Genomic DNA, 25,163 nt, shown 5'->3' with positions numbered 1-25,163 from the left:
ATCAGGCATTCATTCCAAGAGTTGCGCGGTATTGTAGTAACATATTTCTTAAACTGTTACGCCAGTAGGGTAGGGTAATACCTAAAGTACTTTCTGTGAGCGCTTTATCCATTAAACTAAAAGCAGGACGGGTAGCAGGGGTGGGGTAGCTTACCGTACGAATCGAGCCAATAGGAATCGTTTTATCTAGTAAACCTAAACTCAGTGCTTCTTCTTGAATCGCAACGGCGAAATCATACCAGCTTGCCACACCTTGATCCGAACAGTGTAAGGTGCCAGTCGCTTTTTGATCAATAGCAGTCCATATAGTACTCGCTAAGGTATGTGCCCAAGTCGGGGTACCAATCTGATCATAGATCACATTTAAACGGTCTTTAGTTGCCATGAGCTTCAGCATGGTTTTAACAAAGTTATGACCATGGGCGGAATATAACCAAGAGGTACGGATAATCAGATAATCAGCCAGCGTATTGCGTACCGCTTCCTCACCCCGCCATTTCGTAGCGCCGTATACACTTAAAGGATGGGCTTTAGCATCCACCGCATATGGTAAGGCTTGCGTACCATCAAAAATAAAATCGGTCGAAATTTGAATAAGCTTAATAGCCCGCTTTTTAGCCGCCTCAGCCAAATATTGCACGGCTAAGTGATTAATCTTATCCGCCAGCTCAGGCTCACTTTCTGCTTTATCTACAGCGGTATAGGCAGCGCCATTAATAATAATGTGTGGTTGATATTGTTGGAGTACTTGCTCAATGCTCGCTGGATTCGTAATGTCTAGATTATCAATATCGGTCAAAATCAGTTCATGTTGAGGTGGACAACTGTGTTGCAGCTCATAACCTAACTGCCCGTTAGCACCCGTGATTAAAATTTTCATGCAAACAGCTCCGCATCTTTAAACCATACCCCATTCGCATCTTTAGCGGAGAGTTTGGGCATTTCATTAGCAGGGATAGGCCATTGAATAGCTAAAGTAGGATCATCCCAACGAATCGAATGTTCCGCATGAGGAGCATAGAAATCCGTGCATTTATAGATAAAATCGGCACTTTCACTCATGACATAAAAACCATGGGCGAATCCGGGTGGTACCCAAAATAAACGCTTATTCTCTTCAGATAATTCCACCCCAAACCATTGCCCAAAACTAGGCGAAGATTGGCGTAAATCGACCGCAACATCAAATACTTTACCCGCAGTAACCCGCACCAGTTTACCCTGTGTCTGTTCAGTTTGATAATGCAAGCCGCGCAGAATACCTTGTGCTGAGCGGCTGTGATTATCTTGTACAAAGTGGTGTGGCAAACCTGCTTGCTCAAACGCTTGTTGATTCCAAGTTTCCATAAAGAAACCCCGTGCATCACCAAATACCTTAGGCTCAATAATCACCGCATCTTTGAGTGGGGTAGGGATAATATTCATGGCAATAACCTCACTAAATAATACCCATAACCGCTTTTCTTGAGCGGTTCAGCTAAGCGCAGCAATTGCTCGGCATCAATATAACCCATGCGCCAGGCCACTTCTTCTGGGCTAGCGATTTTTAAGCCTTGGCGTTCTTCAATCACACGAATGTAATTGCTCGCATCTAATAAGGAGGCATGTGTACCCGTATCTAACCATGCCGTACCGCGTTTGAGCATTTCTACAAAGAGATTGTTTTGCTGGAGGTAGACATTATTCACATCGGTGATTTCTAACTCACCCCGTGGAGACGGTTTAATGGTTTTAGCAATGTCAACAACATGATTGTCATAGAAATATAAGCCCGTAACGGCATAGTTGGAGCGCGGTTTGGCAGGCTTTTCTTCAATGGTTAGGGCGCGGCCTTGGGCATCAAAATCAACCACTCCATAACGCTCAGGGTCTTGCACATAATAGGCAAATACGGTCGCGCCCTGATTTTGTGCGGCACAACTTTGCAGGCGTTTGGATAGCCCCTCGCCATAATAAATATTGTCCCCTAAGATCAGGGTGACTGGATTATTGCCTACAAACTCAGTACCAATAATAAAGGCTTGAGCCAAACCATCAGGTTTAGGTTGTACCGCATATTGAATATTAATACCCCACTGACTACCGTCTTTTAATAGACGCTGAAATTGCTCTGAGTCTTCGGGGGTGGTAATAATCAGAATATCCTGAATGCCTGCTAACATGAGAACAGTCAGCGGGTAATAGATCATAGGTTTGTCATAAACCGGCATGAGCTGTTTACTTACCGCTTGGGTCAGCGGGTATAAACGAGTTCCGCTGCCCCCCGCTAGAATAATGCCCTTACGCTTTAGGTTCGGGGTTTGCATATAGAATAGTTCCACTTTGGTCTTAACAGGTTTATGTGGCTGAATTGTAGACGAGTTATGATTCGCTTGTCACAACTCAGCGCTATTCGGTGCTGATTTTTTAGCGATTTAAAAATAAACTGGGATCAACACTGGTTTGGTTCAAATAAATCGACCAATGCAAATGCGGTCCCGTGGCACGTCCGGTTTTGCCGACTGTGCCCAATATTTCGCCTTGCTCTAGCCATTTACCCACTTGGGTATGAATAGTATTCAAATGTGCATAGAGGCTCAATACACCTTGCCCATGATCTAGGATTACGGTATTGCCGGTGTAAAATAAAGATCCAGTATAGATGACTCGCCCGCGATGTGGGGTTTTTATTGGCGTACCCGTAACAGCCGCAATATCCATCCCGCTATGGGGTTGACGTGGGACACCATTCATAATCCGCCGCATGCCAAAGCGTCCGGTATCCCGTCCTGAGACAGGGCGAATAAAGTTTAAATTTGGGACGAAATCGGAAAAGGTCTGCTTTAAACGATCAGTGAGGGCAATTTCACGGACAATGCGCTGAGAGGAGGCGGCATTCGGCGTGACTTTGTTTTTATCTCTAATTCTTAAGCGTTGAGTACGGTATTTCTTAGCCTTGACCGTAACCGGATAATTCGCCCATTGACCTGCAGTTTGTACTTGTAGGACTGCGGTGGAGGGTGCTAATTCTAAAGGCAAGCCGACTACCGCGAGCCAATGATCATAATAAGGTAAAATAGTGACCGCTTTATTTTGAAAATAGGCTTGCGGTTTGGGCTGTTGTACACTGCCTAAGGGAACTAAAGCGACTCCGCCGGGTACTGGGTTGGCTTTAGGGAAGGCGAATAGGGTGGTCGAGCTTATCAACATAATGAGGCTGAGTAGACTCTGAGCTAAATATTTCACAGCAAAACACCTTTTTCTCTTCATTTTAATCATTAAATAGTGAGCGTATGTTGAACCAAGACTCAATTGCGGCGCGTATGGCGGCGATTCAACCCTTTCATGTGATGGCGATCTTAGCACGAGCAAAACAATTGCAGGCACAAGGGCGGGATATTTTTCATTTAGAGGTTGGAGAGCCGGATTTTCCGACGCCAGCACCGATTATTGAGGCAGGTATAAAAGCACTACAACAAGGCCAAACCCGCTACACCCCCGCTTGTGGTATTCCGGTATTAAGAGAGGCAATTGCCCAGTATTATCACGAGCGTTTTGGGGTTAGGGTGGATCCTAAACGCATTATTATCACCCCCGGTGCATCGGGGGCGCTGCAACTAGTTTTAAGTACCCTATTAAATCCTCAAGATGAAGTATTGATTCCTGATCCTGCTTATCCCTGTAATCGCCATTTTGTACGTTTATTTGACGCTAATCCTATTAGTATTCCCGCTTATGCCGCTACGAATTATCAATTGACCGTGTCGGATATTGAACAGTATTGGAGTGCTAGAACAAAATTAGTCATGTTAGCCACACCTTCTAATCCAACTGGTACGGCATTAAATAAGGATGAGCTACAAGCACTGTATGCGGCTGTCAAAGCCCGTAACGGGCAGCTATTGGTGGATGAAATTTATCAAGGCTTATTATATGACGGTGAAGAGCATACGGCGCTTGCTTTGGGCGATGATGTTTGGGTTATTAATAGTTTTTCTAAGTATTTTGGTATGACGGGCTGGCGTTTGGGGTGGATAGTGGCACCGGAATGGGCGGTGGAGGCTATTGATCGTTTAGCACAAAATGTATTTTTATGCCCTTCCACGCCCGCGCAATATGCCGCATTAGCTGCTTTTACTCCAGAAGCACGAGCGATTATGGAGGCTAATAAGCAAGTATTAAAAGCACGGCGTGATTTTCTAGTACCGGCGTTAGGTGAATTAGGGTTGGTGATTAATAGCCAGCCTGTGGGAGCCTTTTATGTTTATGCGGATGCGGGGCGTTTTACTCAAGATGCACAGGCCTTATGCCTACAGTTGTTAGAGCAAGTAGGTGTGGCTGTGACGCCCGGCATTGATTTTGGCGAATTTGAAGCCAATACTCACATTCGCTTTGCCTATACCACTGATGTTTTGCGCTTAGAACAAGCAATGGAACAATTGAGACGGTATTTGCCACATTATTATTGAGCGATAAAAGGAGTCTCTAGTGGCTAAGGTACTTGAGTCAAAGTAATCGAGTATTTCTTTCGCAGTCGCTGTGAATACATCCTTGTACGCTACAAGGCGGCTTCCCTGCCGCCAAGACTGCTCCAGAAATACCCGCTTACTTTGGTATACCTACTTAACTAAAACCCCTTTTAGGCTGTTATTTTTTATAACAGGGTGGGCAATGATTAGATATTGCCTTTAAAGGTGTCACAGCGTCTCATATCACCATATTGTAGGCCGGTTTTAAACCACTGTACCCGCTGAGCAGAGGTGCCATGGGTAAAGGCATCGGGGTTCACCCGTCGCCCTGACATACGTTGTAGGCGATCATCACCGATAGAGGCGGCGGCCTGTAAGCCCTCTTCAAGATCCCCTTGCTCTAAAATATTACGCTGTTGTTGAGCATGATTCGCCCAAACTCCAGCATAGCAATCGGCCTGTAACTCCAGTAACACCGATAAGCGATTGGCACTCGTTTCATCCATACGTTGTTGCAACGTAGTGACTTGTTGAGAAATACCTAGCTCATTTTGTACATGATGCCCAATTTCATGACCTAATACATAAGCACGGGCAAAGTCACCGGGTGCGCCAAGGCTATTCAATTCATTGAAAAACCCCAGATCGATATAAACTTTTTGATCGCCCGGACAATAAAAAGGCCCAGTTGCAGCCGTTGAGTAACCACAAGCAGAGTTAATTTGATCGGTAAATAAGACCAGCTTAGGCGCATTATAACGCCCCCCCATTTGCCTAAAGAGTGGTGTCCAGACATCTTCGGTGTCGGCTAGCACGGTGGAGACAAATTTGGCCTCTTCATCATTGCCCGCTACTTTTCCCGAACTGACGGTTTGATTATTTCCCCCCATAAATTCATTGCCTACCATACCTAACATTTGCATCGGATCGGCTCCCATTAGGAGTCCAATCACAGCCATAACAATGACCCCGATGCCGCCAACCTTAGCTCCGGTACCGATTTGACGTCTATCTTCAACATTAGAACTTTGGCGTCCATCTCTCCAACGCATGTTTATTCTCCGGCGTGGTTTTGATAACAATAACGCGGGCATTATTTCACAGAATTCATAAGGGGTGCATAGTATTGTCAACAGTAGTGGGATTTAAAACGTTATACGGTGTGATTCCCAGTCGTAACGGTGCTTAAGGGATCAAAAGCTATGAAATCTGCTGAGTCACAAGTGGCTGTGCGGGGTCACGCCGAGTCAGAGGAGCAAGGAAACGCGACCTCTGTCCGAGCCATAAAAATGAACCAATTTCTACAGGGTGTAGAAAAAAAGGCCTTTATTGTTGCACGTTGGGCGACTAAGGATGCTGATGAGGCCTTAGATATTGTGCAAGAAGCAATGTTGAAATTGGTACAACGTTATTTAGAGCGCAGTGAGGCGGAGTGGGGGCCGCTGTTTCACACTATCTTGCAAAGTAAGATTAATGATTGGCATCGACGTCAATATGTGCGGAATCGCTGGCGAGTGTTTTTTCATAATGACCCTGAGGATGATCTTGATCCCGAAGATTTGGTGGTGCAAGAGGTATTTTTGGAGCCAGAGCATCAATTAATGGTCGAGGAATTAAATGGACGTTTATTGCAAGTGATTGGGCAGTTACCACCCCGTCAACGGCAGGCTATCGTACTACGCGCTTGGGAAGGCTACGATATTGCCCAAACGGCTACTATTATGAAGTGCTCGGAGAGTAGTGTAAAAACGCACTACTCGCGTGCGATACATCATTTACGTGAAAAGCTTGAGGATCTTTCATGACAGCTTCTGCACCCAAATCAACGCATTCGACCGAGCTTTTTGCCCATGGTTTAAAGTTAGAGTTAGATCGAGAGGCTGAAGGGCTAGATATGGCAACTCAATCGCGTTTAACTCAGATACGCCATCAAGTATTAACTGCAGAAAATAAACATAACCTGCGGTATTGGGGATGGTTTTCAGGTTTAGTAGTGGCGGGTATAGCGTCTCTTGTTTTGAGTCAATCTATACAGCTTTATGCTCCACCGGCTCCAGCCATCTCTACTCCACCTAGTAGGGTAGCCGTTGTGAGTAAATTACCAGCAGAATTAGATGTGTCCAGTATCGAGTTCATGTTAGCGTATGAGGATGAATTAGATATAGTCGAGTATTGGGATTTGTATACATGGTTAGTAGCAGAGCATAGTTAAGCGTCTTTGACCTAGCATAATAAGGTACTTGAAGTACTATCTTTTTCAGCAATACGTGATTTAAGTGCGACCATCACTGTAAGGGAAAGCTCATCTATGAAAGTTACAATGCTCAGGATTTTAATAGTGAGCAGTATATGGGGCAATAGTAGTTGGGCTATTGAGGATTGGAGCGCTTTGAGCGTCACAGAGCAGCAAGTGCTATTACCCTTTAAAAGTAAATGGGCGCAACTCTCAACCCAACAACAAGCTGTGCTTAAACGTTGGGCTACCTTATCTGATGAGCAACGTGCCAGTCTACAGGAGCGTTATCAACGTTGGCAGCATTTATCCCCAGAGCAACGTCAACAATTAACGGATCAATTACAGCGCTTTAAAGCATTACCACTGCATAAGCAGCAACGTATCAAATTATGGTGGAAGTGGCTGAAACGTTTACCCCAAGTAGAGCAGCGGCAATTACAGCGCCAATGGTCGCAATTAACCCCTTCACAACGTGAACAGTACATACAGTCCTTACAACAGCGCTTTAATCATTAAAAATAGGCTAGTTGGGCGGTTATTAGTGTAATACATGGAGTGAAAACTTTAAGCTAAAGCTAAGAATAGGGGTTTTCCTGTCAGTTCGTAGTTAAATTTCTACCGTTTGTCTGTTAAACGTCCTTTCTGAGCGCTAAAAACGGTACTTGTTACGACACAATAATAGCTTAATGGGAATAGGCTATGAAATAACCATTTTGGCAATAATCTAAAGGTAGTATTAGTACTCTGTTCTTTAAGTATAAAGCATAGAATAGGTATTGATTGTTTTTAAGATTGATAGTATTAATAATAAATTAACTATCGTCATATAGAGTGTTAGTGGACCAATTCGTATTAAAAATAGCTGATAAAGTTATATTTTTTGATAAATGGGTTGTCATATTCAGCTTGTATTCATACTAAATAACAAAAAGAAGGGATAGCTAGGCTATAACTTAACCGGTTTTCTGTGAAAAATATCACTGTTAAGTTAGCGTTCAGCTATTTTATAGGGTGAGAATTTGTGTTAGCGTTACAGCACATTAAAATTAGAACGTGTTAATTGGGGAGTAAACGGATGAAACAGTCCCAGCTGTATCATTCATATGTGCCTAGGACAACAAAGGAGTTGTATGATGCCTCATGCCATGATGTTCAAAGAAGAAGGTACTCAGCCTAGTTATGAGCCAACGCTCGCAGCGGCTGACCTCAATCATGAGGAAGCCGATACCCTGCTAGAAGGAGATGAGACAGAATTAGCCGAAGATTTGCTGGCTGATGATGAGCTATTACTAACGGAAGAGGATGAGCAGGCAGTAGAAACCGCCCTTCAACGTTCGCTTTCAGACCCCGACGCGACTCAATTATATTTACGAGAAATTGAGGCTTCACCCTTATTAACCCCTGAGGAGGAAGTGTTTTATGGTCGTTTAGCCCGTCAAGGTGATGAGCTAGGCCGCCAAAAGATGATTGTATCGAATTTACGCCTAGTGGTTAAAATCGCTCGCCGCTATATGGGACGTGGTCTGGTACTGTCGGATCTGATTGAAGAAGGCAATCTGGGTTTAATCCATGCAGTCGAAAAATTTGATCCAGAGCGTGGTTTTCGCTTTTCGACCTATGCGACGTGGTGGATTCGACAAAATATTGAACGCGCTTTAATGAATCAAACCCGGACAATTCGCCTACCCATTCACGTCAATAAAGAACTGAATGGCTACATGCGTAAACTCCGTGAAATGACGCAACAGTTAGGACGCGAGCCGAGTATGGTCGAAATGGCTGAAGCTCTCGGACGCTCAGTGGATAGCCTGCGTAAATTACTCGATTTCAATGAGCGTGTGACCTCTCTAGATACCCCTGTTGGTAAAGAGGGTGATAGCCCACTTGTGGATTTTATTGCGCCTGAAGAAAGCAATTGCCCCACCGCCGCCATGGAAGAAAATGATATTACCCAGTCGGTTGAGGGTTGGTTAGTACAGCTAGATCAAAAGCAACGTGAAGTTATAGTGCGCCGCTTTGGTTTGCATGGTTATGAGCGGGCTACGTTAGAGCAAGTCGGGGCAGCTTTAGGCTTGACTCGTGAGCGGGTACGTCAAATTCAAATGGAGGCTCTCAAGCGTTTACGGCGCATTTTAGAAAATAAAGGCTTATCCAGCGAAAGCTTATTAGGATTATAAGGGGGCATTAGCGTTAATTAATAAATAGGGCAGCAGCTACAGAGCGAGCCTCCATCAATAATAAGTTAAATGTGCGGCAGGCTGCTGAGGTATCCATGATTTCAAACCCCAGCTGACGCTCGACAAGTAATTGGTAGCAGCGCGGAGCCAATGGTTGATAGTGGCTTCCGCTACCAATCAGTAATACTTCAGCTTTTATTTGCAAAAGTGGTTCTAAATCATGGACGTCCCATTGGGCAAATGTTTTGTTTAACCACGGTGTCTCTAATGACTGTGCGGTTAATAAAATAGCTTGTTTACAGGGTTGTCCATTCACCCAAATCGAATCCTTATCATAGCCCGTGATCCGATAGCTACTGTCTAAGAGTGTTTCACTAAATTTCATCGTAGATCCTTCCTAACTCCCCCTGCCATGGCTTCGATTACTAGAGCAAGGTCTTGTAATTGACAGGTTAACAGGTGAATTGTAATGTGACCTATTCCTTTATCAAGTCCCCACTCGTTGGGTTTGTTACGCAACAGGAAGATTAACGTGCAAAATGAGTTTTTACGGATAAATCGTTTACCGACCTATGTATTCAAAGTGACCGATACTTTAAAGCGCGAGGCGCGAGCACGAGGGGAGGATATTATTGATTTTGGGATGGGCAACCCTGATCAACCAACGCCAGCGCACATTGTGGCGAAGCTAGTAGAAAGTGTCCAAAATGACGATACCCATCGTTACTCCATGTCACGCGGTATTCCTAAACTCAGAAAAGCGATTTGTTCTTGGTATAAACGTCGTTTTAATGTAGATCTTGACCCCGAAACCGAGGCTATTGCCACCATTGGTTCTAAAGAGGGTCTAGCTCATCTTATGCTTGCAACGCTCAGTCGCGGTGATACCGTCTTAGTGCCGAATCCGGCTTATCCGATTCACCCCTATGGCAGTATTATTGCAGATGCGGATATTCGTCATGTGCCTTTGGTTGAGGGAAAGGACTTTTTCGCTGAATTAGAATCAGCTATTCGTAATTCTTACCCTAAACCTAAAATGCTTATTCTCAACTTTCCCGGCAATCCGACAGGGCAATGTGTGGATTTAGATTTCTTTGAGCGCGTAGTGGCAATTGCTAAAGAGCATCAGGTCTGGGTCGTACACGATATTGCTTATGGTGAATTAGGCTTTGATGGCTATTTACCCCCCTCTATTTTACAAGTGCCGGGTGCTAAGGATATTGCTGTAGAAACCTACTCCCTATCTAAAACCTATAATATGCCGGGCTGGCGGGTAGGATTTGTGTGTGGTAATCCTACTTTGGTTAAAGCCTTAGAGCGTATTAAGTCCTATTTAGACTATGGCACTTTTACTCCCATTCAAGTGGCGGCAATAGCAGCCTTAGACGGCCCTCAAGAGTGCGTGGCAGAGATTCGGGCTATGTATCAAAACCGCCGCGATGTATTGTGTGAGGGTTTGAGTGCAGCAGGGTGGGCGGTGGAAAAACCACAAGCCGGTATGTTTGTCTGGGCAAAAATCCCAGCAGAGTATCAACACTTAGGCTCATTAGAATTTGCTAAAAAGCTATTAAATGATGCCAAAGTAGCGGTAGCCCCCGGAATTGGATTTGGTGAATACGGTGATGATCATGTACGCTTCGCACTGATTGAAAATGAGCATCGTACCCGTCAAGCACTACGGGGAATTAAGCAAATGTTTCGTGCTGATAAATTAATAAAAGAGTGAGAGGATGTATTCATGGAGCCTGTTAAGGTTGGTCTACTCGGTTTAGGCACTGTTGGTGGTGGTACTGCAACGGTTTTACGGCGTAATGCACAAGAGATTGCGCGTCGTGCAGGACGTGAAATTGTGATTGACTATGCAGCTGCGTTGGATACTAGCCGTGCTGCAGGGTTAGGTTTAACCAATGTGCGCTTGACGAACAATGTGATGGATATTGTGCAAGATCCAGCGATTGACATTGTAGTTGAGTTAATCGGGGGCTATACCGTGGCGCGTGATATGGTAATGCGGGCGATTGCTAACGGTAAGCATGTCGTGACAGCGAATAAAGCGCTGATTGCATTACATGGTAATGAGATTTTTGCTGCTGCCCAAGCAAAGGGCGTGATGATTGCGTTTGAAGCAGCCGTCGCCGGCGGTATTCCGGTGATTAAGGCATTACGCGAGGGCTTGGCTGCGAATCGTATTGAGTGGTTATCCGGCATTATCAATGGCACGAGTAATTTTATTCTGACCGAAATGCGTGATCATGGGCGTAGTTTTGATGATGTATTAGCCGAAGCACAACGCCGTGGCTATGCTGAAGCCGATCCTACCTTTGATGTAGGGGGTATTGATGCGGCGCATAAGTTAACGATTTTATCCTCAATTGCCTTTGGTATTCCCTTACAATTTAATAAGACCTATATCGAAGGTATCACTCGTATTAGCGCAGAAGATGTGGCATATGCTTCAAAATTAGGCTATCGCATTAAACATCTAGGGATGGCTCGCCGCACGGATAAAGGGATTGAGCAACGTGTCCATCCAACCCTTATTCCTGAGCGCCGCTTGATTGCCAATGTCGATGGGGTTATGAATGCGGTACTGGTGAAAGGTGATGCCGTAGGGCCTACTTTATTCTATGGCGCGGGCGCGGGTTCTGAGCCGACGGCTTCGGCGGTAGTGGCGGATATTATTGATGTGGTACGCACTATGACCACAGACCCTACTTATCGAGTGCCCCATTTAGCCTTCCAAGCAGGTCAATTAGTCGATACTCCGATTCTGCCTATTGAAGAAGTAGAAACCTCTTTCTATTTACGCATGCAAGCAGAGGATCGCCCCGGTGTATTGGCGGAGGTTACTAAGATTTTAGGTGATCGTGAAATCAGCATTGAAGCCTTCCTGCAGCAAGAACCTAAAGCCAATGAAAGCCAAGCGACCATTATTATGCTCACTCACAAAGTCCGTGAGGGTAATATGAATGAAGCAATTCAAGCCATTGAGCGTTTAGATAGTATCTGCGGCGAGGTCACTCGTATTCGGATGGAGACTTTGGGCTAAGATTATGCACTATATTTCAACTCGTGGTCAGTCACCTGCCCAAAGCTTTAGCCAAATTTTATTAGGTGGTTTAGCGCCGGATGGGGGCTTGTATTTGCCCGAAACCTATCCCGTTTTTACGGATGCGGATTTAAGCGCTATGCGTGGTATGAGTTACCACGATCTCGCTTTTGCCGTATTGTCACGCTTTGTTACGGATATTCCCGCAGAAGATTTGCGCGATATTATTAAGCGTACCTATCGAGCAGAGGTCTATTGCCATACCCGCTCCGATGAAAAGGCTGATGACATTACGCCCTTACGCACCTTAGCGCCAAATTTACATATTCTGGGCTTATCCAATGGGCCAACACTAGCCTTTAAAGATATGGCTATGCAGCTATTGGGTAATCTATTTGAATATGTCTTAGGCAAAGCAGGGCAGGGTATTAATATTTTGGGGGCGACGTCGGGTGATACCGGATCATCTGCAGAGTATGCCATGCGCGGCAAAAAGGGCGTAAAAGTCTTTATGCTCTCCCCATATCAAAAAATGAGTGCTTTCCAAACCGCGCAAATGTTTTCCCTACCGGATGAGAATATCTTCAATATTGCCGTGCGCGGGGTATTTGATGATTGTCAGGATATGGTGAAAGCGGTCTCTAATGATCATGCTTATAAAGCAGCTCATCAAATTGGTGCGGTGAACTCTATCAATTGGGCGCGGGTTGCTGCCCAAGTGGTGTATTACTTTAAAGGTTATTTTGCTGCGACGAAGGCCAATACCGAGCAGGTTAGTTTTTGTGTACCCTCCGGTAATTTTGGTAATGTCTGTGCCGGGCATATTGCCCGCATGATGGGCTTACCGATTAAGCATTTAGTCGTTGCTACCAATGAAAACGATGTATTAGACGAGTTCTTCCGTACTGGTGTGTATCGTCCACGCGGCTCTGCAAACACCTATCATACTAGTAGCCCCTCTATGGATATTTCTAAGGCCTCGAATTTTGAGCGCTTTATTTATGACCTGATGGGGCGCGATGCCGAACAAATTCGCGTGCTGTGGGGTGAGGTGGATAAAGGGGGCGCATTCGATTTGAGTCAATCCCCAGCTTTCAAGGCTGTTACGGAGCAATTTGGCTTTCAGTCGGGTGTCAGTACCCATGCAGATCGTTTAAATACCATTCGTAAAGTCTGGAATGATTATGGTGTGATGATTGATACCCATACTGCTGATGGTGTGAAAGTTGCTTGGGAAAGACGTGAGGCTGATGTGCCAATGATTGTGCTAGAAACAGCACAACCGGCTAAGTTTGCTGAGTCGATTCGTGAGGCTTTGCATCAAGAGCCGTCTCGTCCTAAGGGTATGGAGCATTTAGAGGCTTTACCACAACGCTTTGAAGTCATGGATGCTAGCGTTGATGCCATCAAAGCTTATATCACACAACATATCTAATTCACTCTATTAAATCAGCAACACTGCTAAATATCGGTGTTGCTATGTTGTAAAAATAATATTATTTCAATACTGCTATCTTTGACCTTATAATCTAGTCAGGAATTTGGGTGTCATTGCATGACTAGGGTAGAACATAGCTCTGGCAGTAAGTAAGGAAGTTTTCATGTTTAAACGCCTGCGTGAAGATGTGTATTGCATCTTTGATCGTGATCCTGCGGCGCGAAATGTATTTGAGATTTTGACAACTTATCCGGGGCTACATGCACTATTATTTCATCGGATGAGCCATGCTTTATGGATAAGAAATTTAAAATGGATAGCCCGTGTGCTGTCTAATGTGGGGCGCTTTTTAACAGGTATTGAAATCCATCCGGGCGCTCAGATAGGGCAGCGCTTTTTTATTGATCATGGCATGGGTGTCGTGATTGGTGAGACGGTAGAGATTGGTGATGATTGCACCTTGTATCAAGGTGTGACACTAGGGGGTACTAGCTGGCAACCTGGTAAGCGTCATCCGACCTTGGGTAATAATGTGGTGATTGGAGCCGGTGCTAAGGTATTAGGGCCTTTTAAGGTACATGATGGTGCTCGGATTGGTTCTAATGCAGTGGTTGTGAAGGAAGTACCCGCAGGTGTTACTGTGGTAGGTATTCCGGGGCGGCAAGTGAATAATCGCTCAGAAGATGAAAAACGCCGCGAAGCGATTGCTGAAAAAATGGGATTCGATGCTTATGGCGCGACTCAGGATATGCCCGATCCGATAGCCAATAGTATTAATCGGATGCTGGATCATATTGATTTAATGGATCAGCGCATTGAGGGTATGTGTGCTGAGTTAAAACGTTTAGGAGGTGACTTAGAAGTGGCACCATTACCTAAATTAGATGCCGAACGTATTGATTGTAAAGACTTGGTATGCGCCGACCATCAATGACCTTACAAAACCAACAATACTTGACTGTTTTTGTAGGGTATTGATATGATGCCCTTAGTTTGAATGGAGAGCCAAATATGAAGCTTACAACCAAGGGACGCTATGCTGTAACAGCTATGCTGGATTTAGCCCTACACCATAAGGGCGAGCCAGTATCGTTGGCTGAAATCTCTGAGCGCCAAGATATTTCGCTGTCTTACTTAGAACAATTGTTTGCTAAATTACGGAAAGCCGGTTTAGTAGTAAGCATGCGTGGCCCTGGCGGGGGTTATCAGCTTTGCAGCGACCCTAAGGAAATAGCCATTGCTGATATTATTGCTGCAGTCGATGAGCATGTGGATGCGACTCGTTGTGGGGGATTAGGCGATTGTCAAGATAATCGTCGCTGCCTCACTCATGATTTATGGACGGATTTGAGCAATCAAATTCGGGTATTTTTATCTGGCATTACTCTAGCGGATATGACGGAGCGTGCAGATGTACGCCAGACGGCAGCTCGTCAAGTAAAGCGTCTAGAAATGGTGGCAGATTCTGCCCGTTAATTTATTGCATTTGGGTATTACTATGAGCCAAAGAACCTCTCCTATCTACTTAGATTACTCTGCTACAACACCTGTAGATCCCCGTGTTGCTGAAAAAATGATGCAATACCTGACTCCTCAAGGTGTATTTGGTAATCCTGCTTCACGCAGCCATGCGTTTGGTTGGGAGGCTGAGACTGCGGTAGAAGAGGCAAGAGAGAATGTAGCTGCCTTGATTAATGCTGATCCTAAAGAGATTGTATGGACCAGTGGTGCTACCGAGTCCGATAATCTAGCAATTAAAGGAGCAGCCCATTTTAATATTCGCCGTGGCAAGCATATTATTACGCTCAAAACAGAACATAAGGCGGTACTCGATACTTGTCGTCAATTAGAGCGGGAAGGGTTTGAGGTCACTTATTTAGATCCACTACCCAATGGTTTATTGGATTTTGATGCGTTTAAGGCGGCTTTACGTCCCGATACAACTGTCGTGTCGATTATGCACGTCAATAATGAAATCGGGGTAATTCAAGATATCGCAGCGATTGGTGAATTATGCCGTGCGAATAAGACGGTGTTTCACGTGGATGCCGCACAAAGTGCCGGAAAAGTACCCATCGATATGGAAACCTTAGCGGTTGATTTAATGAGTTTTTCGGCTCATAAAGTCTATGGCCCAAAAGGTATAGGAGCACTGTATGTACGTCGTAAACCACGGGTACGGATTGAGGCACAAATGCACGGCGGTGGGCATGAGCGCGGGATGCGTTCAGGGACTTTACCTACTCATCAAATTGTAGGGATGGGTGAAGCCTTTAGAATCGCTAGAGTCGAAATGGCGTCTGATAATGAGCGTATCTTAAGTCTACGTAATCGCCTCTATGAGGGCTTAAAGCATATTGATGAAGTCTATGTGAATGGTGATTTAGATCATCGGGTAGCAGGTAATCTCAACATTAGTTTTAACTTTGTTGAGGGCGAGAGCTTAATGATGTCGCTGAAAAATCTAGCTGTTTCATCTGGATCTGCCTGTACTAGTGCCAGTTTAGAGCCAAGTTATGTATTGCGTGCTTTAGGGCGTAGTGATGAGCTGTCGCATAGTTCACTGAGAATTTCGATTGGTCGCTTTACCACCGCAGATGAGATTGATGAAGCGATAATCAGCATTGAAAAAGCAGTCGATAAGCTTCGTGAATTGTCTCCTTTGTGGGAAATGCATCAAGAAGGTATTGATTTAAGTAAAGTAGAATGGGTAGCTCATTGAAACAGTGTTTTACTGTGTTCAATAATGAGTTATCAATTGTGGAGAAAGAAACATGGCTTACAGTGAAAAAGTAATTGATCACTATGAAAATCCGCGTAATGTGGGTAGTTTCATTAAAGGTGATAAGAGCGTAGGCACCGGCATGGTGGGCGCTCCGGCGTGTGGCGATGTAATGAAGCTACAAATTAAGGTCAATGATAATGGTGTGATTGAGGATGCCAAATTCAAAACCTATGGTTGTGGCTCAGCAATTGCCTCTAGTAGCTTATTAACCGAATGGGTTAAGGGCAAAACGCTAGATGAAGCCAAAGCGATCAAAAATACCGATATCGCAGCAGAGTTGGATTTACCACCAGTAAAAATTCATTGCTCCGTATTGGCAGAGGATGCGATTCGTGCGGCTATTGAGGATTATCAACAAAAACAGCAAGTACAGGGTTAGTTATGATTACCTTAACTGAAGCAGCAACAGAGCGTGTGCAACGGTTTTTAGCAAATCGAGGTAAAGGCGTTGGCTTACGCTTAGGTGTGAAAACCACGGGGTGTTCTGGTATGGCCTATACCTTGGAGTTTGTGGATCAGCTAGAAGACACTGATACCGTGTTTGATGCTAACGGTGTTAAGGTGGTTCTAGATCCAAAAAGCCTAGTGTACTTAGATGGTACAGAGCTAGATTATACGCGTGAGGGATTAAATGAAGGTTTTAAATTTTCTAATCCTAATGAAAAAGCGCGTTGCGGTTGTGGCGAAAGCTTTACTGTGTAATGCAAAGTATCACTCTGCCCACCCAATGGTTTGAATTATTTGGTCTACCGCTGCAGTTTGAGGTAGATCCTGTAGTGTTGACGCAACGTTTTAGAGCTTTACAAACCCAGTTTCACCCTGATCGTTATGTCAATCAGTCCGATACGGAAAAGCGTTTTGCTGTACAGGCTACTTCATTAATTAATGAAGCTTATGCTGGTTTAAAAAATCCCCGCTTACGCGCGCGTTATCTCTTAGAGCAAGCGGGTATTATATTGAATGATGAGCTGGATACTATTCAAGATAGAGACTTTCTGATTCAACAAATGCAGTGGCGCGAAGCGATAGAGGAGGCATTAGAAGATGCAGAACCTCTAGACGCTTTAGATCAGGTAGGGGATGAAATCCAAGCAGTCACCCTCACACTCTATAGTGAATTTGCTCAAGTCTGGGCGCTCAAAAACTTAGAACGAGCTAAGCAAATTGTATTAAAGCTGCGCTTTTATGAGCGTTTACAAGAAGAAATTCGCCGTCAACAAGAACGTTTAGACGCATAATACCCCACTTTTGCATAAGGAATGATTATGGCGCTGTTGCAAATATCAGAGCCAGGCATGGCTACTATACCCCATCAACGTCGATTAGCGGCAGGTATTGATTTAGGTACGACTAATTCACTCATTGCTACGGTACGTAGTGGCGAGGTAGTGACTCTAGCCGATGAGCAGGGTCGTCATTTATTACCCTCCGTGGTGTATTTTAAAGCCGATGCTGAGCCTTTAGTGGGTGATGCGGCTAAAGCTCATCAACTCACTGATCCCTTAAATACCATAGCATCGGTTAAGCGCTTAATGGGGCGTGGTCAGCAGGATACTATGCAAACGCTAGCAGGCCATTTGCCCTTTAAGCTCGCTGTAACCGATAGTGCTGTACCGCGTATTCAAACCAGTGCGGGCACGGTCATGGCGCATGAGGTGGCGGCAGAGATTCTGCTGGAGCTTAAAGAGCGAGCAGAGGTCGCTTTAGGGGGAGAGCTAAGTGGTGTGGTGATTACCGTACCTGCCTATTTTGATGATGCCCAACGCCAAGCCACTCGTGATGCGGCGACCTTAGCCGGTTTAAATGTCTATCGCTTGCTTAATGAGCCAACTGCCGCCGCTGTAGCTTATGGTTTAGATCAGCAAGCAGAGGGCGTGATTGCGGTTTATGATTTGGGGGGTGGCACCTTTGATATTTCCATTTTGCGTCTTGAAAAAGGTGTGTTTGAGGTATTAGCCACAGGTGGCGATTCAGCACTAGGGGGTGATGATTTTGATCATGCTATTGCTGAATATTTGCTACAAGCGGCAGAATTAAGTACCTCAGATAATCCTCGTTTATTACGCGAAGCCTTAGTGGTGGCGCGTGCAAGCAAAGAGCAATTAAGCACTGCTAATGAAATAACCGTGCAATTAGGGGAGTGGTCGGGACTTTTAACGCGGACTCAACTAGATGGATTAATTGCTCCTTTAGTACAAAAAACCCTGCAAGCGTGTCGGCGGGTGGTACGGGATGCCAATCTAGCTAAAGGCGATATTCAGCAGGTCGTATTAGTAGGTGGTTCGACTCGTGTACCTTTAGTGCGCTCACAAGTGGCAGATTTTTTCCAAACCGAACCGTTATGTTCCCTTGATCCTGATCGAGTAGTGGCATTAGGGGCTGCCTTACAAGCGGATGTATTAGCGGGGAATAAACCCGATGCTGAGATGCTGCTGCTGGATGTGATTCCCTTGTCATTAGGGCTTGAAACTATGGGAGGGTTGGTAGAAAAAATCATTGATCGTAATACCACTATTCCGGTAAGCCGTGCTCAAGAGTTTACCACCTTTAAAGACGGTCAGACCTCCATGTCTATTCATGTCTTGCAAGGCGAGCGGGATACGGTTGAGCATTGCCGTTCTTTGGCGCGTTTTGTTTTGCGTGGTATTCCACCGATGGTAGCGGGAGCTGCCCGCATTCGGGTAACTTTCCAAGTCGATGCGGATGGTTTATTGAGTGTTAGTGCGCAAGAGTTAACGAGTGGAGCCAAATCAAGCATCGAGGTTAAGCCTTCTTATGGCTTAAGTGACCGCGAAATTATGACTATATTGCAAGACTCCGTGACGAGTGTGCAGGAAGATATTGCTGCTAGACGTGTACGTGAGCAACAAGTAGAGGCAGAGCGGGTACTCGAAGCGATTGATTCGGCCTTAAAAAATGATGGCGATCAGCTACTTGATCATGAAGAAAAAATGACTATTTTAGCTGCACGTGAGCAGCTAGCGGCTGTGCGTCAAAGTACTGATCCACAAGCCATAGAAATGGCAATTAAGCACTTAGAGCAAGCGGCTGCTTTTTATGTTGAGCGGCGTATGAATCATAGTATTCGTAAGGCGATGGCGGGTCATACCGTCGATGAATTCAGAGGTTAATCCATGCCAAAATTAATATTTCTACCCCATGAAGTCATTTGCCCTGAGGGTGCAATGATTGAGGCTAAGGCCGGTATGAGTATTTGTGATGCAGCACTACAAAATGATATTGAAATTGAGCATGCTTGTGAAAAATCATGTGCTTGCACAACTTGCCATGTTTATGTCCGTGAAGGGGGAGAATCTTTAGAGCCTGCTAGCGATCTAGAAGAGGATTATTTAGATAAAGCTTGGGGTGTTGATCCAGATTCTCGTTTAAGTTGTCAGGCAATAGTGGGCGATGAGGACTTGGTAATTGAGTTACCAAAGTACACTATTAATATGGTTTCTGAACAGCACTAGGAGGATTTTACGATGAGCTTAAAGTGGACTGATACTTTTGATATTGCTCAGGAATTATACGATACTCATACCGAGGTTGATCCGCGTTATATTCGTTTTACCGATTTACATCGTTGGGTAACAGAACTAGAAGGATTTGATGATCAGCCCGATCATTCTAATGAAAAAATTCTGGAAGCTATTCAAATGGCATGGATTGACGAAGCAGGGCTGAATTAATTTTTTTTATTGGTTCAGCGACAACTCAGTGATAATTAGACAAGATCACCCTTAGCTTAAACATTCTTATCATGAGGGCAACAGCGATGGGACTAAAGTGTAGGGATAAGCAAGATATTGCGATTGAACTTGATGAGGCGCATCCAGAGCTTAATCCAGCTAGTATTAAAAACGCACAGCTACGTAGCTTGGTGTTGGAGTTGGATGATTTTGAGGATGAGCCTGAAAAACTTACGGATAAAGCTTTAGAAGCGATCCGTAAGGTCTGGTTAGATGAGCGTGGAATGCTTTAAAACTAATGATTGCGCAATTAATAAAAAAGCCCATATATTTATGGGCTTTTTTATTAGAAGAAACTCGGTCTTAGATGAGTGAGGACGTTTCAAGCCGAATACACACCACCTAATACTCTCTCACCCCGTGCGCCGGTAACAGAGGGCATATTACTGGGTTTTCCTTCTAAGGTTTGTTTGGCAAACCAAGCAAAGGCTATTGCCTCTACCCAATCAGGATCAGCACCTAAGTCTGCTGTACTTAAAAGCTTCACATTAGGACAGTGATGCTGAATACGCTCCCATAAATAGCGATTATGCACCCCACCACCACACAGTACTAATTCTTGCGTTTGTGGCGCTTGTTCTTGTAAAGCTTGGCTAATAGTAATAGCTGTTAGCTCAGTAAGAGTGGCTTGCACATCTTGAGCCGCGACTTCACGATGGCCTATCTTTTTAGCTACCCAACCGAGATTAAAATGTTCCCGTCCAGTACTTTTAGGTGGTATTAGTTTAAAGTAAGTATCTTTAAGCATAGCCTCCAGTACATCCGTGTGAATAGTACCTCCCCGTGCCCATTCCCCATCTTTATCATAATGTTGCCCAGTATATTTAAAGGCCCATTGATCAATCAGAGTGTTACCAGGCCCCGTATCAAAGCCATAAACGGGCGCGGTGCTATCCATATTTAATACCGTGAGATTCGCCAAGCCACCAATATTTAATACAGTGCGGTGAGTCTCTGGGTTGAAAAATATGGCACGATGAAAGGCGGGTACTAAAGGAGCGCCTTGTCCACCGGCTGCCATATCACGCCGTCTAAAATCAGCTACCGTAGTGATGCCGGTGTGCTCGCTAATTTGATTAGGATCACCCGCTTGTAGGGTGAAAGGCATGTCCGCAGTAGGCGCGTGGCAAATGGTTTGACCATGACTGCCAATAGCGCTAATTTGTTCTGGGCGGATCTGAGCTTGCGCTAAAAGTTCATTAACCGCCTGAGCAAATTGTAGACCTAAGAGTTGGTCAATATGACCATACTCCATTAGGCTCCCACGCCATTCAGGGGATAGTATCTGATTGATTTGTTGACGTAAGTCATTAGTCAACGGGTAGCAAAGCGCGTAATGTAATTGCACACTACCCTCTTCAAAACTAACTAATACTGTATCAATACCGTCTAAGCTAGTACCGGACATAAGCCCAATGTAATAAGGTGTCGTCTCACCCATCAATTTGCCTGCTGTGTTAACTTTAAATTATTAGTGGCAGAATCATTATCTAGTTGAAGCCGCGCTAGGCGCTTTATCAGACGCGCTGCATAGCGATTAAAAGCCAAGCGTTCTTCAGGTGTCAATAATCCCGTTTTAGGTAATGCAACCGTCATTGGGTTTAATGCTTCGTTATTTTGACGGAATTCGTAGTGTACATGATTACCCGTCGACCGTCCTGTCGAACCGACATAACCAATGACTTGACCCCGTTGTACACTACTGCCCGCTTCGAGTCCTTGTTTAAAAGCGGACATATGACCATAAAGGGTAGTAATACCTCCCTCATGGCTTAATTCAATAACTTTGCCGTAACCACTTTGGCGACCGATGAATTTTACCACACCAGCACCCGTAGCATAAATAGGTGTTCCACTAGGAGCTGCAAAATCAGTTCCTTTATGTAGACGCCACTTACCTACAACGGGATGAGTACGAAAGCCAAATCCTGAGCTCATTTGCCCACCTTGTAGGGGGCGACGATTAAAAGCAGTCTGTTGTAATAGTTCAGCACCCGTATTAGGGCTGAGGTAATGGGCTTTACCCCCAGCGGAATTAAAGCGCACCCGTTGAAAAGTCTTGTGATTGTGTCGGATGTCGGCGGCTAACAGGTTTTCACTGTAAATGCTTTTATCCTTGTAGCGAAAGTCCTCAAAAATGAGGGCGATACGATCCCCTTGTTTAAAATTACGTAGATTGATTTCGTCTTTAAAAATCTGAATAAGCTGCTTGGTGACCGTACTAGGAATACCCACATCATGAGCGGATTGGGAGAGGGACGTAACTATATTGAAAGTTAGCTCCGTGTCTTGGGCAGAGTAATGGATATTGTCCCACTCACCCTGGTATTGACTACCCCAGCGGGTAATAACAAAGGCTTTATTATTGTCTTGAGCATAGATGAGCTGGTTTAGCTCTTTACCTTTGGCACGTAAAAAGACCCGCCGTCCGGCTTTTAATTGTTTTAAATTTTCAGCAATAGCGGGGTTTTTAGCCAATACAGGTATGACATGCTCAAATTTATTAGCCTTAAGCAGTGTTTCTAGGCTCTGAGATTCCGTAATAGCAATATGATTCCAGCGTCCATACTCGGCAGCCTTAGGGAGCATGAAAATAGGAGCCGGTATATTTTTAACCTTGCTCTCTGTAGTGGCTAAGTCAGTAGCATCCGAGCTATCCAATGGGAAGGGCATAACAACCTCATCTGGACTAGTCGTATTATATTGATATTGCTCTAATTCCAACTCTAATAGCCGCTCGGCTTTATCCTCAGCTTGACGATCAGCTTCATCTAAGCTAGCTAATTCTTGCTCTATCTGTAAAGCAGAACGAATTTGCTCATCAAGATTAGTTTGAGTGTTCAGTTGTAGACGCGAATAAACAGGCACATTACCAATAGCAGCCAGCACCAAAACCATCATCAATGAGCGCGTAAAAAAATAGCGAATGGGATGATGGATAGGTGAGGCATTGAGAAAGTGAGCCAGCGGATTAATGGTGGGTATTTTATCGCTAGGAGTGACGTAATTATCGTAATGATTACGTGTGGTGATTTTATGGTCTTGGGTAATAATGACTTCGATACCCCCGCTAGGGAGATTATATCGCTCCATAGCTTGGCTCCATTTTTTATTCTTCTTATAGGAGGGTCGCCTTTGTACTGAATTCAGCAAAGTGAATACTCCATGTAACACATCAGCTTAATTTAATAGTGAAAGTGGACAATAACAGCAAGTACTTTCATTAAGGGTAAGTCCTTAAACCCAAGAAAAATGGGGTTAGTACTAACGCAATCAAAAATCCCTATCTTAGCAAAAAAGTAACACTACGGACGTTTCATGCTAAGCTAAGCTCTGCCTTTTTAGGCTAAAAGTATTTTGTTGTCAAATCATGAGATAGGTATATGGAGCATATTGCTGATCAACTGCGAGAACTAGAGCGTGGTACTGAGGAAATTCTAGTCAAACAAGAACTCATCGAAAAACTCAAAAAAAATCAGCCATTGCGTATTAAAGCAGGATTTGATCCTACTGCACCTGATTTACATTTTGGCCATACGGTACTTATTAATAAGCTGAGGCAATTTCAAGAGTTCGGTCATCATGTGATTTTTCTGATTGGTGACTTTACCGGCATGATTGGTGATCCGAGCGGAAAATCAGCCACTCGCCCACCTTTAACGCGTGAGCAGGTATTACAAAACGCTGAGACGTATAAGGAACAGGTCTTTAAAATCCTAGACCCTGAACGTACCGAAGTGGCTTTTAATTCTACCTGGATGTCTGGGCTGGGAACGGCAGGTTTAATTCAGTTAGCAGCTAAGCATACGGTAGCGCGTATGTTAGAGCGTGATGATTTTAATAAACGTTATAAATCGAATCAGCCGATTGCGATTCATGAGTTTCTCTATCCGCTGGTTCAGGGCTATGACTCTGTCGCTTTAAAGGCCGATGTGGAGCTAGGTGGGACAGATCAGACGTTTAATCTATTAGTAGGACGTGAGCTACAAAAACAATATGGTCAAGAATCGCAGGTGGTGATGACTGTACCTTTATTAGAGGGGTTAGATGGTGTCAATAAGATGTCTAAGTCTTTAGGCAACTATATCGGCATTACTGATAAGCCCGACGATATGTTTGGTAAAATCATGTCCGTTTCGGATGAACTCATGTGGCGCTATTTTGATCTGTTGAGTTTCCGCAAGCTGTCGGATATTCAGGACCTCAAAAAAGAAGTAGCTGCTGGTAAAAATCCGCGTGATGTAAAATTCTCCTTAGCAGAAGAGCTGATTACTCGCTTTCATAGCCCAGCCGCAGCGGTAGCAGCACGCGAGAGTTTTATTGCACGTTTCCAAAAGGGAGCCTTACCTGAGGATCTACAAGAGATTGAGGTCGTTGTTGAGGGTGAGGGGATTAAAATCGCATCATTACTGAAGCAAGTAGGCTTATGTAGTAGTACCTCTGACGCATTACGTATGATTGAACAAGATGCAGTGAAAATTGATAGCGAACGTGTAGAAGACAAGAACCTATTGATTACTAAAGGTTTTGTGGGTGTTTTTCAGGTGGGTAAACGCAAGTTTGCACGAGTCACTGTAAAATAATTCAGAATTTTTTCAGAAAGTAGTTGACGGGAGTAAGGAGATGTATATAATGCGCATCTCCGAACGACGCAACGGAAACAAAAACGAAAGAGAAATCAAGTAGTTAGCTGAAGTTGTAGTAGTTTGAAAAGATTCCGGTGTGAATCGAAGTTCAGAAAAATAATCGAGTTTAGCAAATAGTGCTTGACAAGATGAAACAAACGAACTAAAGTGCGCACCTCTCGTTAAGCAAGGACTTAACGCGTTATTTAAAAAGAAAGCAAATAAACTTGTGTGGGTGCTTGAATCATCTGTAGTAACAGAATGTATCAAGTATTCACTTTCGTCAAGAAAGTAATTCACTATTATATATTCTGAGCAAAAAACACGTTGGTAGGTAGTGGTGTTGTTTAGTATTCATATTAAACAGTATAGCTAAGCTATTGACACAAAGATTAAACTGAAGAGTTTGATCCTGGCTCAGATTGAACGCTGGCGGTATGCTTAAGACATGCAAGTCGAACGGTAGTCCCTTCGGGGATGAGAGTGGCGCACGGGTGAGTAACACGTGGGAATCTACCCAGTAGCGGGGGATAGCCTGGAGAAATCCAGATTAATACCGCATACGCTCTACGGAGGAAAGGCTTCGGCCACTATTGGATGAGCCCGCGTTGGATTAGGTAGTTGGTGAGGTAAAGGCTCACCAAGCCTGCGAT

General features: G+C 44.5%; 27 protein-coding genes and 1 rRNA gene. 20 read left to right on the top strand and 8 right to left on the bottom strand.

Features of this window, described 5'->3' with window-relative positions; translation table 11 throughout:
• Position 1: 1 nt before the first annotated feature.
• From rfbD to A3IK_RS0112180, 4 genes are all read right to left on the bottom strand, one after another.
• Positions 2-880, bottom strand: a complete 879-nt coding sequence (gene rfbD, locus A3IK_RS0112195) for a dTDP-4-dehydrorhamnose reductase (RefSeq protein WP_020560266.1) — start codon at positions 878-880, stop codon at positions 2-4.
• Positions 877-1,425 carry a dTDP-4-dehydrorhamnose 3,5-epimerase gene (gene rfbC, locus A3IK_RS0112190; protein WP_020560265.1) on the bottom strand — a complete coding sequence of 183 codons (549 nt, stop codon included), beginning with the start codon at positions 1,423-1,425 and terminating at the stop codon, positions 877-879. The genes rfbD and rfbC overlap by 4 nt, the downstream gene beginning before the upstream one ends.
• Positions 1,422-2,306, bottom strand: a complete 885-nt coding sequence (rfbA, locus tag A3IK_RS0112185) for a glucose-1-phosphate thymidylyltransferase RfbA (RefSeq protein ID WP_020560264.1) — start codon at positions 2,304-2,306, stop codon at positions 1,422-1,424. Before rfbA ends, rfbC begins: the two co-directional genes overlap by 4 nt.
• Before the next feature lie 100 nt (positions 2,307-2,406).
• Positions 2,407-3,225 carry a M23 family metallopeptidase gene (locus A3IK_RS0112180; RefSeq protein ID WP_020560263.1) on the bottom strand — a complete coding sequence of 273 codons (819 nt, stop codon included), beginning with the start codon at positions 3,223-3,225 and terminating at the stop codon, positions 2,407-2,409.
• A 47-nt stretch (positions 3,226-3,272) separates the two neighbouring features.
• On the opposite strand from A3IK_RS0112180, the gene A3IK_RS0112175 reads away from it, so the two are divergent.
• Entirely contained in the window at positions 3,273-4,448 is a 1,176-nt protein-coding gene (locus tag A3IK_RS0112175) for a pyridoxal phosphate-dependent aminotransferase (protein WP_020560262.1), read from the top strand.
• 206 nt (positions 4,449-4,654) lie between these two features.
• Here A3IK_RS0112175 and ypfJ read toward each other — a convergent pair whose 3' ends face one another.
• Entirely contained in the window at positions 4,655-5,500 is an 846-nt protein-coding gene (gene ypfJ / locus A3IK_RS0112170) for a KPN_02809 family neutral zinc metallopeptidase (RefSeq protein ID WP_020560261.1), read from the bottom strand.
• 150 nt (positions 5,501-5,650) lie between these two features.
• On the opposite strand from ypfJ, the gene A3IK_RS0112165 reads away from it, so the two are divergent.
• From A3IK_RS0112165 to rpoS, 4 genes are all read left to right on the top strand, one after another.
• On the top strand, positions 5,651-6,253 hold the full coding sequence (locus tag A3IK_RS0112165; RefSeq protein ID WP_020560260.1) for an RNA polymerase sigma factor: 603 nt from the start codon (positions 5,651-5,653) through the stop codon (positions 6,251-6,253).
• The gene (locus A3IK_RS0112160; RefSeq protein ID WP_020560259.1) at positions 6,250-6,660 is read left to right on the top strand and encodes a hypothetical protein; all 411 of its coding nucleotides are present in this window, start codon (positions 6,250-6,252) and stop codon (positions 6,658-6,660) included. The genes A3IK_RS0112165 and A3IK_RS0112160 overlap by 4 nt, the downstream gene beginning before the upstream one ends.
• Positions 6,661-6,786: 126 nt before the next feature.
• On the top strand, positions 6,787-7,200 hold the full coding sequence (locus tag A3IK_RS0112155) for a DUF3106 domain-containing protein (protein WP_020560258.1): 414 nt from the start codon (positions 6,787-6,789) through the stop codon (positions 7,198-7,200).
• Positions 7,201-7,817: 617 nt separating this feature from the next.
• Positions 7,818-8,861: an RNA polymerase sigma factor RpoS gene (rpoS, locus tag A3IK_RS0112150; protein WP_020560257.1), complete on the top strand. Its 1,044-nt coding sequence runs from the start codon at positions 7,818-7,820 to the stop codon at positions 8,859-8,861.
• Between the two features lie 13 nt (positions 8,862-8,874).
• Here rpoS and A3IK_RS0112145 read toward each other — a convergent pair whose 3' ends face one another.
• Positions 8,875-9,246, bottom strand: coding sequence for an Mth938-like domain-containing protein (locus tag A3IK_RS0112145; RefSeq protein ID WP_020560256.1), 372 nt, complete (start codon positions 9,244-9,246; stop codon positions 8,875-8,877).
• 147 nt (positions 9,247-9,393) lie between these two features.
• Here A3IK_RS0112145 and alaC point away from each other — a divergent pair, with 147 nt between their 5' ends.
• The 13 genes from alaC to iscX (A3IK_RS0112080) all read left to right on the top strand — a co-directional run bounded on the left by alaC (position 9,394) and on the right by iscX (A3IK_RS0112080) (position 20,118).
• Complete coding sequence (alaC, locus tag A3IK_RS0112140; protein WP_020560255.1) at positions 9,394-10,587, top strand: alanine transaminase; 1,194 nt, start codon at positions 9,394-9,396, stop codon at positions 10,585-10,587.
• A 12-nt stretch (positions 10,588-10,599) separates the two neighbouring features.
• Complete coding sequence (locus tag A3IK_RS0112135) at positions 10,600-11,910, top strand: homoserine dehydrogenase (RefSeq protein WP_020560254.1); 1,311 nt, start codon at positions 10,600-10,602, stop codon at positions 11,908-11,910.
• Between the two features lie 4 nt (positions 11,911-11,914).
• Entirely contained in the window at positions 11,915-13,345 is a 1,431-nt protein-coding gene (thrC, locus tag A3IK_RS0112130) for a threonine synthase (RefSeq protein ID WP_020560253.1), read from the top strand.
• Between the two features lie 166 nt (positions 13,346-13,511).
• On the top strand, positions 13,512-14,282 hold the full coding sequence (cysE, locus tag A3IK_RS19365) for a serine O-acetyltransferase (protein ID WP_020560252.1): 771 nt from the start codon (positions 13,512-13,514) through the stop codon (positions 14,280-14,282).
• Positions 14,283-14,359: 77 nt separating this feature from the next.
• A complete protein-coding gene (locus A3IK_RS0112120) occupies positions 14,360-14,824 on the top strand; it encodes an Rrf2 family transcriptional regulator (protein ID WP_020560251.1) in 465 nt (154 codons plus the stop codon).
• A 22-nt stretch (positions 14,825-14,846) separates the two neighbouring features.
• A complete protein-coding gene (locus A3IK_RS0112115; RefSeq protein ID WP_020560250.1) occupies positions 14,847-16,070 on the top strand; it encodes an IscS subfamily cysteine desulfurase in 1,224 nt (407 codons plus the stop codon).
• Between the two features lie 52 nt (positions 16,071-16,122).
• A complete protein-coding gene (iscU, locus tag A3IK_RS0112110) occupies positions 16,123-16,512 on the top strand; it encodes a Fe-S cluster assembly scaffold IscU (RefSeq protein WP_020560249.1) in 390 nt (129 codons plus the stop codon).
• A gap of 2 nt (positions 16,513-16,514) precedes the next feature.
• Positions 16,515-16,835 carry an iron-sulfur cluster assembly protein IscA gene (gene iscA, locus A3IK_RS0112105; protein WP_020560248.1) on the top strand — a complete coding sequence of 107 codons (321 nt, stop codon included), beginning with the start codon at positions 16,515-16,517 and terminating at the stop codon, positions 16,833-16,835.
• Positions 16,835-17,371: a Fe-S protein assembly co-chaperone HscB gene (gene hscB / locus A3IK_RS0112100; RefSeq protein WP_020560247.1), complete on the top strand. Its 537-nt coding sequence runs from the start codon at positions 16,835-16,837 to the stop codon at positions 17,369-17,371. Before iscA ends, hscB begins: the two co-directional genes overlap by 1 nt.
• Before the next feature lie 27 nt (positions 17,372-17,398).
• A complete protein-coding gene (hscA, locus tag A3IK_RS0112095; RefSeq protein ID WP_020560246.1) occupies positions 17,399-19,264 on the top strand; it encodes a Fe-S protein assembly chaperone HscA in 1,866 nt (621 codons plus the stop codon).
• 3 nt (positions 19,265-19,267) lie between these two features.
• The gene (fdx, locus tag A3IK_RS0112090; RefSeq protein WP_020560245.1) at positions 19,268-19,606 is read left to right on the top strand and encodes an ISC system 2Fe-2S type ferredoxin; all 339 of its coding nucleotides are present in this window, start codon (positions 19,268-19,270) and stop codon (positions 19,604-19,606) included.
• A 12-nt stretch (positions 19,607-19,618) separates the two neighbouring features.
• A complete protein-coding gene (iscX, locus tag A3IK_RS0112085) occupies positions 19,619-19,825 on the top strand; it encodes a Fe-S cluster assembly protein IscX (protein WP_020560244.1) in 207 nt (68 codons plus the stop codon).
• Between the two features lie 86 nt (positions 19,826-19,911).
• Positions 19,912-20,118 (top strand): Fe-S cluster assembly protein IscX, encoded by a 207-nt coding sequence (gene iscX, locus A3IK_RS0112080; protein WP_020560243.1) that lies wholly within the window; start codon positions 19,912-19,914, stop codon positions 20,116-20,118.
• Between the two features lie 89 nt (positions 20,119-20,207).
• On the opposite strand, the gene A3IK_RS0112075 is transcribed toward iscX (A3IK_RS0112080), so the two are convergent.
• Together A3IK_RS0112075 and A3IK_RS20425 are read right to left on the bottom strand one after the other, a co-directional pair.
• The gene (locus tag A3IK_RS0112075) at positions 20,208-21,326 is read right to left on the bottom strand and encodes an anhydro-N-acetylmuramic acid kinase (protein WP_020560242.1); all 1,119 of its coding nucleotides are present in this window, start codon (positions 21,324-21,326) and stop codon (positions 20,208-20,210) included.
• Entirely contained in the window at positions 21,326-22,978 is a 1,653-nt protein-coding gene (locus tag A3IK_RS20425) for a M23 family metallopeptidase (RefSeq protein WP_020560241.1), read from the bottom strand. Before A3IK_RS20425 ends, A3IK_RS0112075 begins: the two co-directional genes overlap by 1 nt.
• A gap of 290 nt (positions 22,979-23,268) precedes the next feature.
• Here A3IK_RS20425 and tyrS point away from each other — a divergent pair, with 290 nt between their 5' ends.
• Complete coding sequence (tyrS, locus tag A3IK_RS0112065; RefSeq protein ID WP_020560240.1) at positions 23,269-24,468, top strand: tyrosine--tRNA ligase; 1,200 nt, start codon at positions 23,269-23,271, stop codon at positions 24,466-24,468.
• A 436-nt stretch (positions 24,469-24,904) separates the two neighbouring features.
• Positions 24,905-25,163, top strand: a 16S ribosomal RNA gene (locus A3IK_RS0112060); the annotation flags it as partial.

Origin of the sequence: Thiofilum flexile DSM 14609, from assembly GCF_000380185.1 — a bacterium.
GTDB lineage: Bacteria > Pseudomonadota > Gammaproteobacteria > Thiotrichales > Thiotrichaceae > Thiofilum > Thiofilum flexile.
This window is presented reverse-complemented; position numbering and strand designations above follow the sequence as displayed.

Bases quoted from the DNA above. Each gene is read 5' to 3' on its own strand.
- rfbD (WP_020560266.1), bottom strand. From the start codon at position 880: ATGAAAATTTTAATCACGGGTGCTAACGGGCAGTTAGGTTATGAGCTG.
- rfbC (WP_020560265.1), bottom strand. From the start codon at position 1,425: ATGAATATTATCCCTACCCCACTCAAAGATGCGGTGATTATTGAGCCT.
- rfbA (WP_020560264.1), bottom strand. From the start codon at position 2,306: ATGCAAACCCCGAACCTAAAGCGTAAGGGCATTATTCTAGCGGGGGGC.
- A3IK_RS0112175 (WP_020560262.1), top strand. From the start codon at position 3,273: ATGTTGAACCAAGACTCAATTGCGGCGCGTATGGCGGCGATTCAACCC.
- ypfJ (WP_020560261.1), bottom strand. From the start codon at position 5,500: ATGCGTTGGAGAGATGGACGCCAAAGTTCTAATGTTGAAGATAGACGT.
- A3IK_RS0112165 (WP_020560260.1), top strand. From the start codon at position 5,651: ATGAAATCTGCTGAGTCACAAGTGGCTGTGCGGGGTCACGCCGAGTCA.
- A3IK_RS0112160 (WP_020560259.1), top strand. From the start codon at position 6,250: ATGACAGCTTCTGCACCCAAATCAACGCATTCGACCGAGCTTTTTGCC.
- rpoS (WP_020560257.1), top strand. From the start codon at position 7,818: ATGCCTCATGCCATGATGTTCAAAGAAGAAGGTACTCAGCCTAGTTAT.
- A3IK_RS0112145 (WP_020560256.1), bottom strand. From the start codon at position 9,246: ATGAAATTTAGTGAAACACTCTTAGACAGTAGCTATCGGATCACGGGC.
- A3IK_RS0112135 (WP_020560254.1), top strand. From the start codon at position 10,600: ATGGAGCCTGTTAAGGTTGGTCTACTCGGTTTAGGCACTGTTGGTGGT.
- thrC (WP_020560253.1), top strand. From the start codon at position 11,915: ATGCACTATATTTCAACTCGTGGTCAGTCACCTGCCCAAAGCTTTAGC.
- cysE (WP_020560252.1), top strand. From the start codon at position 13,512: ATGTTTAAACGCCTGCGTGAAGATGTGTATTGCATCTTTGATCGTGAT.
- A3IK_RS0112120 (WP_020560251.1), top strand. From the start codon at position 14,360: ATGAAGCTTACAACCAAGGGACGCTATGCTGTAACAGCTATGCTGGAT.
- A3IK_RS0112115 (WP_020560250.1), top strand. From the start codon at position 14,847: ATGAGCCAAAGAACCTCTCCTATCTACTTAGATTACTCTGCTACAACA.
- iscU (WP_020560249.1), top strand. From the start codon at position 16,123: ATGGCTTACAGTGAAAAAGTAATTGATCACTATGAAAATCCGCGTAAT.
- iscA (WP_020560248.1), top strand. From the start codon at position 16,515: ATGATTACCTTAACTGAAGCAGCAACAGAGCGTGTGCAACGGTTTTTA.
- hscB (WP_020560247.1), top strand. From the start codon at position 16,835: ATGCAAAGTATCACTCTGCCCACCCAATGGTTTGAATTATTTGGTCTA.
- hscA (WP_020560246.1), top strand. From the start codon at position 17,399: ATGGCGCTGTTGCAAATATCAGAGCCAGGCATGGCTACTATACCCCAT.
- fdx (WP_020560245.1), top strand. From the start codon at position 19,268: ATGCCAAAATTAATATTTCTACCCCATGAAGTCATTTGCCCTGAGGGT.
- iscX (WP_020560244.1), top strand. From the start codon at position 19,619: ATGAGCTTAAAGTGGACTGATACTTTTGATATTGCTCAGGAATTATAC.
- iscX (WP_020560243.1), top strand. From the start codon at position 19,912: ATGGGACTAAAGTGTAGGGATAAGCAAGATATTGCGATTGAACTTGAT.
- A3IK_RS0112075 (WP_020560242.1), bottom strand. From the start codon at position 21,326: ATGGGTGAGACGACACCTTATTACATTGGGCTTATGTCCGGTACTAGC.
- A3IK_RS20425 (WP_020560241.1), bottom strand. From the start codon at position 22,978: ATGGAGCGATATAATCTCCCTAGCGGGGGTATCGAAGTCATTATTACC.
- tyrS (WP_020560240.1), top strand. From the start codon at position 23,269: ATGGAGCATATTGCTGATCAACTGCGAGAACTAGAGCGTGGTACTGAG.